A 13,060-nucleotide genomic window follows, 5' to 3' on the forward strand; every position below is an offset into this window, starting at 1 on the left:
GGATCAGATCGGCGCTCTCTAAAGCCGGTGCGCTGTGGTGATGGTCACCGGTTTGGCCAGCATCTGGTCCTCCAGACCATCCTCGTCGCGCTTGCGATCAGTGCGGCCGCGCAGGATGCGCCTGACCACGTCCATGCCGCTGACCACATGACCAAAGGCGGCATAGCCTTCGCCATCGGCCGAGCCGCTGCCGCCGGCATCGAGATAGGTCATGTCGCCGACCGAGATGGTGAAATCGATGGTGGCGGTGCCTGGTGCGTAGCGCGACATGGAGATGGTGCCGTCGGTGTGGCTGAGGCCGGTCTGCTGTGTCGATTCATGCGCGATTGGCGGATAGGGCGGCGTGGTGATGGCGGCCTGAATAAAACCGTCCGTCTTGCCGACCTTCAGCGCGCGCCAGAAATGGCCGCCGTCGAGCTTGCCGGTATCGACATAGTGCAGGAAATTGGCGGTGGTGACCGGCGCTTTTTTCGCTTCCAGTTCAAGGACGATCTCGCCTTCACTGCTGACGAGGATGACCTTGACGGTGTCTGGCGGCGGTGCGGCTGCCGGGGTGACCGGCTTTGGCGCAGGCTGGCTGGCCGGTTTGGAGCAGGCGGCGACGATAAGGGCCAGGCCGGTTGTCAGAAATGTGCGTTTGCCCAGCATCGACCGGCTCCCTGAGTGAGCCATGACTATCGAAGATCGTGGGCGGCATGACAAGATGGCAGAAAAGGCAAAAAACATGACAGCGCTGTCATTATTTGTTTGCGTTAGCGCTATCACCCTGCTATAGATTGGCTCTAGGCCTTTTTCGAGGCCTTTGCCCTTCCTGGGCGTTTCCTCCCTGTAAACTTGGCCGCGCCGTTGTGCGCGGCTTTTTTTTGCCCAAAATTACCGTCTGGTTACAGATAGAGCGGCGGCTTGAAGCGATCCCAGTAGCCTTCGCTGGTAAAGCCTTCGGCATCGATGTGGTCTACCGGCACATCCATCACATCCTGTTCGATGATATCATAGCCGGCTGTGCTGATCGCCAGCGCCGTTGCCATGCGTGCATCGATGCTGTCGACACCGGTGTCCTGGTCGCGACGGAAAAATCTGTAAACGGCAATATGGGGCATCAAAACACCAGGGTTCAAAACATAAGTATAGTCTGAATGACCGTAAATACAGGCGAAAGGTGGGGTGCATGACCATGCCGCTTCAAAAAAGCCAAGGCAGGCAATGGCATACGCCCCAGATACGCTTTACGCCGGCCCCTTGCGATCACCGGCATCGGCCGCTGATCTCAGGCGTGGACCCTACACTTACTGTCATGCGCATCGATGCCACTTATTTATACGTCTATAGCCAAAAAAAAGAACACTATTGGCCTGGAGATATAATGTATACATCGCGCGCACTAAGAGTTGCGTGTGAGTTACTAATAGTTGGTAAACGGATTTTAGCCCTGACAAAGTATGCAAATGATACCGTAGGGTGCGCTTTTGCGTTTACTGACAAACTTGCGCAGTAAACGGATGGGTAAGTTAATTGGTGTAAATTGGTGCTTTACTTATGACAACTCGCAGTCGAAAAAAGAGAGGCAAACGATAACATTTACGCCTGTCAGGCGAATTGTCGTTTTCGTGTTATTTTTCTGCGTATTGCGTCCTAGTCTTACCCTTAACGGATAGTCGTTCTCTTTATCACTTCAGATGTTTGCGATAATCGAAACCGTGAACGGCAGGGCACGCCTGCAACCGGGAACCTTTCATGGTGACAGACACAACTGACGGTGAGGCGATTTGGGCCTATGAAGGCGATGATTTCGCCTCATGCCACAAACTGCTCAACAGTCTGTTCGAGTGGCACGCCGCGCCGCTGGCGCCAGAACTGCCTTTCACCTGGAAGCTCAACATCACCATCCTGCGCGGTCCTGAGAGTTCGCAAGGTCGAATGCTGGTCGGTCACTTCACGGTCAACGCTGCTTTTCGTCAGACGCCGGCAGCGGAGAGTGCTGACTTTGTTGTTCATATCCCAACGCATGGCCATATCGAGATGAGCTATCCTGGCATGAATGTCAGGGCTGGTGAAGGCCAGGCGGCAATCTACCAGCCTCTGGCGGCTTCGAGCCTCAGTTTTTTCCCAGCGAAAGCCGTGTATGAGGGCTGCTTCGTCAAGATGAGCTTTGTCTATGCCCAGCAGTTCCTGTCGGAGACACTGCATCACCCGATCGAGCGTAATCTTAATCTCACGCCGCTCATCGACATGGCCGATGAGCGCCATCAGTTCTTCTGCGGCATCATCACCAGCCTGCGCAGCCGGACCTTTTCGGTATTGAGCCAGACCCTGTCGGCCTCGCTGCAAAAGCGCATCATCGAGACCTTTACGCAGCTGCTTCTGGAAACGGTCCCGCATCGTTACAGTCAGCGCCTGCAATCGCAGCAGGCCATGCCGCTGCCGAACCATATCCGGTTGGCGCAGAAGTATCTGGAGCGGCATGTTCTGGAGACGCCGTCGATAGCCGATGTGGCGCGTGTCGCTAATGTCAGCGTGCGCACGCTGGAGGTCAATTTCCGCACCTATCTCGATATGACGCCGCGCACCTATCTGCGGGTCTTGCGTCTGCGTATGGCACGGCAGGCCCTGTTGTCGGCGCAAGAGACGCGGCCGATCGCCGATATCGCGCGCAGTCTGGGGTTTGCGCATATCAGCCGGTTCTCGAAATATTACGCCGATCTGTTTGGCGAAACGCCGTCGGACACGCGCAGGCATGCGTTTGTTTAGGAGCAACTCGGCACGTCATAAAAAGCAAGAAGCCCCATCACCCTTTCGCCTTCGGGTCATGCCAAAAAAAATCCAAGAGGATTTCAGGGAAGTATGAATTTTCTTCTCATACCGCCTCGCTTGCAAGGGAAGTGATGGGGGTTGTTACTTGCCTAATTCATGCTCTCCACCTTGGCCGCAAACACCGACTTCGGAATATGCGTGATCCGACACGCCAGATCTGCCTCACCCGACGCCACGATATAGTGGTCACCACCATCAACGATGCCAGTGGTAAACACCACATCGCGCAGATACATCTGGTGCTCAATCGGCCGGGTGAGTTCCGGGCTGGCTTCGATCAGCGGCGCATGATCCGTGCGCACCAGGCAGGCAGGGTCGTCCTTATCGAGCAACGACCAGTAGGTGCGATAGATACCGACCAGTTCCTTAGGTTCGACGCCATGCCACAGACTAAGCCAGCCCTCCGGCGTCAGGATCGGCGGTGTGCCTCCGCCCATACGCGCCGTGGCCACCGTGGCCGAATGCGGCCGTATCCCCGGCTTGCGGTGCGGCTTCCAGTAAAGCCCGTCCTTCGAGGTCGCCAGATTGATCGAAGGGCCGGCGCGCCATTCGCTGCCCGGCGGATAGGCGAAATAGACATCCCCCAGCGGCCGCGTCTGGGCCCAGTACTCACCCCCGACCTTGCCCTCGAAAATCAGCATGTCCTTGTTCTGGTGATCGAGCACAATGTCCTCAAACGTCCAGTCAAGCCCATTGGGCGAACTGTACAGCGTGGTCGAATGGCGCTCCGGACTGACCGAACAACTGGTCATCAGGAAGCGCCCCTCAACCCGGCTGATGCGCGGGTCTTCGATACCGTAGCATTGCAGGCTGTCCTGCGGCGCCACGGCCTTGTCGTAGTGCATGGCCACGACCTCAAGCCCGTCGGGGGTCAGCTCCACCGGCAGCAGCCACGACAGCGAGGTCAGGGCGATGATCTTCCAGCCGCCGCCGCGCAGTTTGAAGACGCGCGGATCGGCGCTATCGACCAGATCGAGCGGCCAGGCATCGAGCACATAACGCCCGTCATCCCAGCGGATCGCATGGACATGGCCATCGAAGATCGGGTTTTTCAGCGCCTCGGCGATCCGCACCAGCAACAACAGATTGCCGTTATCGAGGCGGGTCAGACCGGGATTGAAGGCGCCCAGCACATAGGTCTCCCCAAGGACGCTTTTTGGCAAATGCCCGGTCAGCGGCGAACGCGACAGATCTATATCGTCAGGCGTCACGATCAGGCGGTCCATGGCATAGGTCATAACTGTATCCCTTGATGGCGCGCCTAAAATCCACGCATCGCCATTAAGAAACAATACCGTATCAGCCCTGATCCCTCACGCGCTCCAACTGGCTTTGCGCGGCTTTCGCAAGGCTTTTCAGCTTATGCTCGTCGAAGATTTCGAGCGCCGCTTCCAGCGCATAGGCGGCCTCGGTGCGCTCCATCATAAAGCCGGTGCTGTCGCCGCGCGAGATATAGAGACGCGCCAGATTGGTTTGCAGAATGGCCCAGCCGATCGGATCGGCGTCCGGCTTGATAGCGCGCAGTTCGGCCTTGAAACCGGCCTCGGCCTTGTCGAGCGCCTTCAGGTCGCCCTTCAGTTCGGCGTGTTTCACCATGCAGATGGCGCGGTTGTTGATGAGCTGACCTCGCAGGCTCAGGCCCTTTTGCAACGGCCGTTTCAGCGCCATGCCATAAACCTGCATCGCCTTTTCGTGCAGATCGTCATTAACAATCAACTCCGAAAGCGCCTGCAGACCGAGTGCCAGCGCCTGTTTATGCGCCACCCAATCGAGCGGCGAATGTTCGAAATCGACCGGCTCGTCTTCGGTGCTGAGCAGGGCGATGCCCTCGCTGATCACGTCCGGACGGCCTTCGATCTCGCCTTTCCAGATGTAGGCCATGGCCAGCCGCAGCACGACGCGCGAATAGGTCACCGGCTCATAGGCCGGATCGAGGCGCGATTGCAGGGCTTCAAAATCCTTGATCACGGCCAGCATGAGCGAGGAATCGCAGCGATCGAGCCCGACCATCATCAGCAGGTCGCCGCGCTCGAAACGGGCTTGCGCCGCATCAATCTTGTCGCAGGTGGCGTGGCTGTGCTGCACGCGCTTGTCGGCGCGCTCAACGGCGCGGTCGATATGCGACATGGCCAGCAGGGCCAGTTCCAGGTCTTCGCCGACGCCCTGCTTGACCGCCAGACGCGCCGCCAGTTGCGCTTCCACGCGGTTGAAACGGGCACGGACCGCCTCGTCATCCTGGATGGCGGCGCGGCCACCGGCCAGCAGGTCTTCGGCTGAGCTTAACAGTTCGTGGGTCTCGAAAAGATCGGCCGACAGGATGCAGGTCTGGGCCTGTTCGAGCGCAGCTATTGCGGCCTGGGCGGCGTTTTTGGCTTCCTTGCCGGCGTTTTCGGCGGCGGCGGCGGCGCGGCGCAGCGCCACCGGATCACCGGTGCGGCGGCCATATTCGCGCCAGATCTGCGCGGCTTCGAGATAGGGGGCGAAGCGATCCTTGGTCGAGACGCGGCCGCCTTCGATATCGAGCTGGCGGCCTTGCGTGATCAGCAATTGCAGGTTCAGCAGCTCATAGAGGCTGGAGTCGGAGTCCATCCGGCCCGAATTACGAAATATGCGCCTCAGTTCACGGCCGAATTCAAACATCGCTTGTCCATCGCCCTTCCGGTCGGGAAACGTATCAGGACGATACGCTCTGCCGGGAGATGGAAGGACAAATGCAAGGGAGGTGCCGGAGTTAGGCGGCCAGCGATCTTCTACACAGGTGAGCGTGGTCTCCCTCCTCCCTAGCGAAGCTGGGGAGGTGGCATCAAGCAAAGCGAGATGACGGAGGGGCGTTTCTCCGTCAACCCAGGACAATCAGGCGTTTGCCTTGATCATTCAGGCCTTGCCAAGAATCTTGGCTTTCATTTCCTGGAACTCAGAGTCGCTGATTGCGTCCATATCCAGTAACTGTTTCGCCTTCTCGATTTCGCCAAAAATACGGTTGCTATCGCTAAGAGGTGCGGCGGCTGCCGCTTCATTGCCTTGCCCTGTGTTAACGACAACCCCGCCGGCCCTTGCACGTTGCTCTTCCATAGCGCGAACGCGGCGCTTTTCTTCCCATGCCTGTTCTTCAAATTGCGCCTTGGAATACATCGCGGAAGCGATATCCCCCTTGATACCGTTCACTTCTAAAAGCGGGATACTCGGATTCTTAAAGGTCAAATTTGACCCACACAAATCGGACAGTACGTTTTCTTCAATTTGTACGTCTCTCAGGTCTTTCCACTGAATATCCTGCATTTTGAAGCCGCCAAGCAAGCCACGGCTGATCTTGATAATTCGGCTGTTGGTGATGGCCACAAATGCGCGACGATTGAAAAGTGCGAAGACCCTATATTGCACGGCTTGTGCAACAACTGTTTCGCCTGACATCAAAGTTGAGCTGATCTTCTTATCGAGTTGCGCGGCGCGAGAATCGCCACCGATGTATATGCACGCTAACCAAATTGCTAAGACTGGTATTCCAAACATCGTGAAAACCAGAAAGCCAGCCACAATCAAAAACGCTAGGAGCACGTCCGAGTAATCAGCCTTTTTGAGGTTTTTGGTCGACAGTTGTGTGTCTTGGTGATTCACTCATTTCCTATGAGCACCAAGACATTCCGGCCCTGGCTAGTTGACCAACTTCAGCTTCTTCCACCTTCTGTGGACGAATTCGTTCCCGCAGGTCACCTGTCTCACTTTATCCGAGACATGGTCAGGTAAGATCTTGATTTGTCTTCTATTTTGGATGTTTACAGCGAGGATCGTGGTTATCCGCCTTATGATCCTCGCATGATGACGGCCCTGCTACTTTATGGTTATAGCCGGGGTATTTATTCGTCTCGTCGCCTGGCAAGGTCGTGTGATGAGCGGTTAGATTTTATGGCGGTTACTGCGATGAACCGTCCTGACCATCGGACGATCTCCGATTTTCGCAAACGTCACTTGAGCGCGTTGTCCGGCCTATTTCTGCAGGTGTTGACGCTATGCCGTAAGGCTGGTCTTGTTGCCTTAAACCATGTGTCTGTGGACGGTACGAAGATGAAGGCCAATGCGTCAAAAAATAAGGCTATGAGCTACGGTCGGATGAAGACCGCCGAGGTTGACCTGGAAGCTGAGGTTGCGCGTTGGCTTAAGTCCGCAGAAGCTGCAGATGCCGCTGAAGATGCAGAGTTTGGTGACAAGCGTGGCGATGAAACGCCAGACTGGATGACTTCGAAGGAAAAGAGGCTGGCGAAAATCAAGGAGGCACGAGCCGCCTTTGAGGCCGAGGCCAAAGCAAAGTCTGAGAACAAAAAGGCTGAAGCGGCAAAGTCCGGAAAAGACCCGGAAGATCCAGATGACCCACCAGCATCATCCGGGAAGAAGCGTGGACCTAAGCCGAAAACGCCCGAAGGTATGCCATCCGATAAGACACAACGGAACTTCACTGACCCTGATAGCAAAATCATGCTGGGACGTGATGGATTTATCCAAGGCTATAATGCCCAGGTGGCCGTGGACGCCAGGGCTCAGATCATATTGGCGCATGACTTAAACAACTGCGCCGCCGACTGCACCCAGTTGGTGCCTATGGTTGACGCCGTTATTGCCAATACTGGCAAGGCTCCAGACGAATTATCGGCTGATGCAGGCTATTGCTCCGAAGCCAATATAGCGGCCATGGAAAATCGGAAAATAGACGCCTTTATTGCAACCGGACGTCAAAAGCATAACAGCCCGGCTGCGGATGGCGGCCGGGCCAAAACGCCCAAAACGGAAGAGATGCGCAAACGATTGCGCGAAGGCGGCTATGAAAGTCCATACCGTTTACGAAAGCAGACGGTAGAACCTGTGTTTGGCCAGATCAAACACGCCAGAGGCTTCCGTCAGTTTCTAATGCGAGGCATAGAAAACGTATCCGCCGAATGGGCAATGATCTGTACCGTTCACAACATCCTGAAGCTCGCCAAGGCAACCTAAAGACAAAACACCTTCTGAACAGACTGGCAGCAACGAAAAAATGGCCGGGCCCGATATTGCCGAACCAAATCAGAAAATACCTAACCCCAAAACTGGTTACTCGGACGGGCTCCTAGCCCACTAAAAATACCCTTCATTGTTTCGCCCCTATATTTCACCTTAAAGCTGAAAAGCTTATACTGGGTTGTGGAGCAAAACTATCGGTAGAGCAAGATGGCGAATTTAAGATTTTAACCACGGATAGCACGGATGAGTATTTACAACGTGCTGACCACGGTTTTGGATAGCAAGGCCGTCTTACTTCGACAAACACCTGCATTTTTCACATATCCTGAATATCCGTGTCGATGCGCTTGCGCATCATCCGTGCTTATCCGTGGTCAAACCTTAACTTACTTTCCTGCACGATCCAGCGCTGCAAACTCCTCGTCCGACAGCGTGATCTTGCTTGCGGAGACATTCTCTTCCAGATGCTTCACCTTCGAGGTGCCGGGGATTGGCAGCATGACATTTGAGCGTTTGAGCATCCACGCCAGGGCGATCTGCGACGGCGTGGCCTTGTGCAGACGCGCGATATGATCAAGCGGACCACCGCTCTGCGCCAGATCGCCGGCGGCCAGCGGATACCACGGAATAAAGCCGATGCCATGGGCCTCGCAATAGTCGAGCACGTCCTCATAGCCGCGCTGAACGAGGTTGTAATGGTTCTGCACGGTTGCCACCGGAAAAACCTTCTGCGCCGCCTCGATATCGGCCACCGAAACCTCACTCAGGCCGGCATGACGGATGACGCCGCGATCGAGCAGGTTTTTGACCGCATCGAACTGTTCGGAGGCCGGCACACGCGGATCGATGCGGTGCAGTTGCCACAGGCTAATCTGTTCGACGCCCAGTTGCTCGCGGCTCTTTTCCGCCTGCGCGATCAGGTAGTCCGGGCGGCCATTCATCGTCCAGCGATCCAGGCCTGAGCGCGTAAAGCCTGCCTTGGTGGCGATCAGGAGACCATCATAAGGATATAGCGCCTCGCGGATCAGTTTTTCCGAGACATCGGGGCCGTAGGAATTGGCGGTATCGATGAAATTAACCCCCAGTTCCGGCAGACGCTTTAAGGTGCGAAGGGCTTCGGCGCGGTCGGTCGGTTCGCCCCAGACGCCACGTCCGGTGATGCGCATGGCGCCATAGCCCAGGCGGTTGATGGCGATGTCGTTGCCGATTTTGAAGGTGGTGCTCATGCGTCTCTCTCTATTTATACAAAAATAGGTACGCGCCGCCTTTCCCGCCAGTCGGAAGGAAAGTTAGGAATCCACAAATTGCACAGATTAACACAGATTTATGCGCGTCAGCGCCTTTGCTTACCTGGTACTGCACAACGTGTTCGAGAGACGGCTCAGACGCCTCAAGCCCTTCTAAATCTGTGTTAATCTGTGCAATCTGTGGATAAACCTTCTTCCCCTACCCGCAGATCACACCGATCGTCTGGTCAATGAACTTGCGCACAGTCGCCATATCCTCGCCGGCGCGCATCCGCACCGACAGAGTATTGTGCAGGGTAATAGCCACCGTCGCCAGAGCGTCGATATCGGCATTGGGCGACAGTTCGCCCTTTTGCTGCGCTATCTTCAGGCGGCGGTGAAACGCGCGGTCGAGCTCGTGCAGGGCCTTCAGAACAACTTCGGCGATCTCGCGGTCACGCAGACTGTCGATCAGGGCGGCGCTGATCATGAAGCAGCCGCGCCCCTTGCCGTCCTCGCGCGCATAGATCTGGATCGCGGTATCATAGACCCGCCTCAGGCCTTCGCGCAGCGGCACCTCGGCGGTGAAAGCCGCCACATAGAGGGCGCGCGTCTCGGCGATATAGTCCTCCAGAACCTCCATGAAGGCGGCCGACTTGTCACCAAAGGCGTTATAGAGGCTCGGCCGGTTCATCGCTGTCGCCGCGCTGAGATCATCGAGCGACGTACCGGAAAAGCCGTTTTCCCAGAAGGATTCGCGCATCGATTTCAGCGCTGTCGGGCGATCATAGGCCCTGGGGCGGCCCCTGACTTTATCGGGATTATTTTGTACCATTTTGCATAAAACTCTTGACAGGCGACCTCGAAACTTAATTTATGCATTTCAGTACAAAAATACAAGAAGGGATGTTATGGCAAATGCCGCGAACCTGATGCTGGCCGCCATTCTCGCCATGGGGGCGCTGCACTTCACCATGATGGTCTGGCTCTATGTCAGCCGCCTGTGGGCCATGAAACAGGCAGGCGTCACCACGTCGACCGCCACCTACGCCACCATGCGCAAGCTGCCGAACTGGGCGCTCAATCCGGCCGCCAACTACAACAATCTGACCGAGGCCCCGCCCCTCTTCTACGCCGTCGTTATCGTGATTGTGCTGCTGGGACAGGCCGATCCGCTCTTTGTGGCGCTGGCCTGGCTCTATGTGATCTTACGCCTCGCGCATTCGCTGTGGCAGTCGCTGATCAATATCATCAGCATACGGATGGTTCTGTTTGGCGCATCCTGGCTGGTGCTGGCCGTCATGATCCTGCGCGCCGCCCTCAATCTGCTGGCGTCGGCTTACCCTTAAGCCGGTGCTAAACCTCACCCGGCAGGTCGAGCACCTGCCGGGTGCTTTTTCTATCCCCGCTCTTTCGTCCGCTGGAAAGATACATCCGGGAAGCGTTCGGACACGTAGTTGATCTCCCAGCCCGACTTGCCGAGGAAGACCGGCGCATCATCGATGTCCGAGCCCATCTGCGCCCGATACTTACCGGCGAAATCCTCGACCTTTTCCGCCGTGCCGCCCAGCCAGCGGGCTTCGGCGTAAGGCGAAGGCTCGAACACGCAATCCAGACCATATTCATTGGCCAGGCGATCAGCCATGACCTCGAACTGGAGCTGACCGACGGCCCCCACAATGAAGTCAGACCCGATGCTCGGGCGGAACAACTGCGTAACGCCCTCTTCGGCCAGGGATTCCAGCGCCTTCTTCAGGTGCTTGGCCTTCAGTGGATCTTTCACGCGCACGCGCTGCAGGATTTCCGGCGCGAAGTTGGGCAGACCGGCGAAGCGGATCGTGCCGCTTTCCGACAAACTGTCCCCCACGCGCAGGACTTCGTGGTTGGGGATGCCGATGACGTCGCCGCCGAAAGCATCCTCGGCCAGTTCGCGGTCAGACGCGAAGAACATGATCGGCGCGTTGACCGACAATTGCTTGCCAGTGTTCTGCACCTTAAGTTTCATGCCGCGCTGGAACTTGCCGGAGGTCAGTTTCAGCATGGCAATGCGGTCGCGGTGGTTCGGGTCCATATTGGCCTGAACCTTGAACACAAAGCCGGTGACCTCCTTGTCGATCGGGTTGACGACCGTATCGACGCCGGCCTTCGAGGCCTTCACCACCTTGGGCGGCGGCGCGAAGCCACCGATGGCGGCCAGAAGCTGGTTGACGCCGTAATGGCGCAGTGCCGAGCCGAAGATAACCGGCGTCATATGGCCTTCGAGGAAGGCCGCCTCGTCAAACGCTTTGAAGCCGCCTTCGAGCAGTTCGGCGTTATCCTTCAACTCGGTCAGTTCGGAAGCCGAGAGCCAGCCTTTGGAGACAGCTTCATCGACCGGCACGGCATCATCGTGGCCCTGATCGTATTCGGCGCCGGAATCGCGCTTGGTGAAGGGATAGAACAGACCCGTTTTCAGCTCGATCATGCCACGGAAACGGTTACCCGAACCGGCCGGCCAGTAAAGCGGCGACGGGTCGAGTTGCAGCTTCGAGGCCACCTCGTCAAGCAGGGCCAGAGCATCCTCGGCCTCGCGGTCCATCTTGTTGATGAAGGTGATGATGGGGATATCGCGCAGGCGGCACACCTCGAACAGCTTGAGCGTCTGTGGCTCGATGCCCTTGGCGGCATCCAGCACCATGATGGCGGCGTCGGCGGCGGTCAGGGTGCGGTAGGTGTCTTCCGAGAAGTCTTCGTGGCCCGGCGTATCGAGCAGATTGAACATCTTGCCGTCGTGCTCGAAGGTCATGACCGAGGACGACACCGAGATGCCGCGTTCCTTTTCGATCTTCATCCAGTCGGAACGGGTGCGGCGGTTTTCACCCCGCGCGCGCACCTGACCGGCGGCGCGGATCGATCCGCCGGCGAGCAGCAGGTGCTCGGTCAGCGTCGTTTTACCGGCGTCCGGATGGGAGATGATGGCAAAGGTTCTGCGGCGCGGTGCTTCGGTTTCGGGTGTATTTGACATGCCTGAGCGGATAAAGCGTCAAGGCTGAAAAGTCAAAGTTTTAGGCAACGACCGGGCAATAGACCCGTGTCACGACAGACGCACACGAACTCTGTGCGTTTCTGAAAAGCGCCGAACGCGAGTTCTGCTTAGCTCTTATGCTTGTTTCGATGGGCAAACGCCATCAAACACGCACAAATCGCCACAAACCACGCAACAACGATTACGACTAAAGGAGACATTTTTTTGATACTCCACCCTGTTGAGGGGAATCTTATTATAAATGTCACACTTTATCAAGTGTAGTTAATGGCCCCCGACCAATATGACGCCGGTCAGGACAGCGACATAATGAAGCACAGCGCCGGTCAGCACATGGCCATGCCAGATGGCGCGGCGAAACTTGAGGGTTTTCATGGCGTAGAAGATGGTGCCGACGGAATAAACAACACCGCCAAGCGCCAGCAGGATCATGGCCGGTAGCGGCACTTCCTGCACCATCGGCTTGATGGCTATAACCACCAGCCAGCCAAGAATAAGATAGAGCACGATCCAGAACCCCTTACCCAGACCAGGCAGGAACAGCTTGGCCAGTATGCCAAGGGCGGCCAGCGACCAAACGCCGACGCTCATCCACAAGGCCCAGCCGCCTTTCAGCGCCTGCGTCGTGAAGGGGGTGTAACTCGCGGCGATCATCAGGAAAATGCCGGCGTGATCGAGACGGCGCAGCAGGGGCTGCCAGCGCGGCACGGCGAAATTATAGGCGGTCGAAAAGGCCAGCATGGCGATCATGCCGAGCGCATAGATGGTGATGGCGGCCACCTTGCCGAGCAGGCCGTGACTGACCGCCAGGCCCAGGGCCACGCCACCGCCGAACAGCGCAAAGGCCAGACCAACGATATGCACGATCAGATCGGCATGGCGGGCCCAGCGCGTCGGGTAATGCTGCAGTTTTTCGCTAATTTGCTCGAAGGTCATGCTGCCGTTTTACGCCTTTTCGGAGGTCACTGCCAATCACGTATACCACAACATAGTGACAGGATTGCTAACG

The 13,060-nt window shown here is 57.0% G+C and carries 11 protein-coding genes and 1 pseudogene; 3 read left to right on the forward strand and 9 right to left on the reverse strand.

What is annotated here, in order from left to right:
• Positions 1 to 18: 18 nt before the first annotated feature.
• Positions 19 to 648 (reverse strand): peptidylprolyl isomerase, encoded by a 630-nt coding sequence (locus ABQ278_RS15580; RefSeq protein ID WP_349320401.1) that lies wholly within the window; start codon positions 646 to 648, stop codon positions 19 to 21.
• A 236-nt stretch (positions 649 to 884) separates the two neighbouring features.
• The gene (locus tag ABQ278_RS15585) at positions 885 to 1,100 is read right to left on the reverse strand and encodes a hypothetical protein (RefSeq protein WP_349320402.1); all 216 of its coding nucleotides are present in this window, start codon (positions 1,098 to 1,100) and stop codon (positions 885 to 887) included.
• 634 nt (positions 1,101 to 1,734) lie between these two features.
• On the opposite strand from ABQ278_RS15585, the gene ABQ278_RS15590 reads away from it, so the two are divergent.
• A complete protein-coding gene (locus ABQ278_RS15590) occupies positions 1,735 to 2,748 on the forward strand; it encodes a helix-turn-helix transcriptional regulator (protein ID WP_349320403.1) in 1,014 nt (337 codons plus the stop codon).
• A gap of 152 nt (positions 2,749 to 2,900) precedes the next feature.
• Here the strand turns inward: ABQ278_RS15590 and ABQ278_RS15595 are convergent, their stop codons facing one another.
• The 3 genes from ABQ278_RS15595 to ABQ278_RS15605 form a co-directional block, all read right to left on the reverse strand.
• Positions 2,901 to 4,049, reverse strand: a complete 1,149-nt coding sequence (locus tag ABQ278_RS15595) for a glycosidase (RefSeq protein ID WP_349320404.1) — start codon at positions 4,047 to 4,049, stop codon at positions 2,901 to 2,903.
• 61 nt (positions 4,050 to 4,110) lie between these two features.
• The gene (locus ABQ278_RS15600) at positions 4,111 to 5,451 is read right to left on the reverse strand and encodes a hypothetical protein (RefSeq protein WP_349320405.1); all 1,341 of its coding nucleotides are present in this window, start codon (positions 5,449 to 5,451) and stop codon (positions 4,111 to 4,113) included.
• A gap of 234 nt (positions 5,452 to 5,685) precedes the next feature.
• Positions 5,686 to 6,426, reverse strand: a complete 741-nt coding sequence (locus ABQ278_RS15605; protein ID WP_349320406.1) for an SHOCT domain-containing protein — start codon at positions 6,424 to 6,426, stop codon at positions 5,686 to 5,688.
• Positions 6,427 to 6,435: 9 nt separating this feature from the next.
• On the opposite strand from ABQ278_RS15605, the pseudogene ABQ278_RS15610 reads away from it, so the two are divergent.
• Positions 6,436 to 7,794, forward strand: a pseudogene (locus ABQ278_RS15610) (IS1182 family transposase).
• A 392-nt stretch (positions 7,795 to 8,186) separates the two neighbouring features.
• On the opposite strand, the gene ABQ278_RS15615 reads toward ABQ278_RS15610, so the two are convergent.
• Together ABQ278_RS15615 and ABQ278_RS15620 are read right to left on the reverse strand one after the other, a co-directional pair.
• Positions 8,187 to 9,026 (reverse strand): aldo/keto reductase, encoded by an 840-nt coding sequence (locus tag ABQ278_RS15615; protein WP_349320407.1) that lies wholly within the window; start codon positions 9,024 to 9,026, stop codon positions 8,187 to 8,189.
• A gap of 220 nt (positions 9,027 to 9,246) precedes the next feature.
• Positions 9,247 to 9,861 (reverse strand): TetR/AcrR family transcriptional regulator, encoded by a 615-nt coding sequence (locus tag ABQ278_RS15620; RefSeq protein WP_349320408.1) that lies wholly within the window; start codon positions 9,859 to 9,861, stop codon positions 9,247 to 9,249.
• Positions 9,862 to 9,937: 76 nt separating this feature from the next.
• On the opposite strand from ABQ278_RS15620, the gene ABQ278_RS15625 reads away from it, so the two are divergent.
• Positions 9,938 to 10,375 carry an MAPEG family protein gene (locus ABQ278_RS15625; protein WP_349320409.1) on the forward strand — a complete coding sequence of 146 codons (438 nt, stop codon included), beginning with the start codon at positions 9,938 to 9,940 and terminating at the stop codon, positions 10,373 to 10,375.
• Positions 10,376 to 10,425: 50 nt separating this feature from the next.
• Here the strand turns inward: ABQ278_RS15625 and ABQ278_RS15630 are convergent, their stop codons facing one another.
• Positions 10,426 to 12,030, reverse strand: coding sequence for a peptide chain release factor 3 (locus ABQ278_RS15630; RefSeq protein WP_349320410.1), 1,605 nt, complete (start codon positions 12,028 to 12,030; stop codon positions 10,426 to 10,428).
• Between the two features lie 285 nt (positions 12,031 to 12,315).
• A complete protein-coding gene (locus ABQ278_RS15635; RefSeq protein ID WP_349320411.1) occupies positions 12,316 to 12,987 on the reverse strand; it encodes a hemolysin III family protein in 672 nt (223 codons plus the stop codon).
• Between the last annotated feature and the right edge of the window lie 73 nt (positions 12,988 to 13,060).

The organism is Asticcacaulis sp. MM231 (genome assembly GCF_964186625.1).
GTDB lineage: Bacteria > Pseudomonadota > Alphaproteobacteria > Caulobacterales > Caulobacteraceae > Asticcacaulis.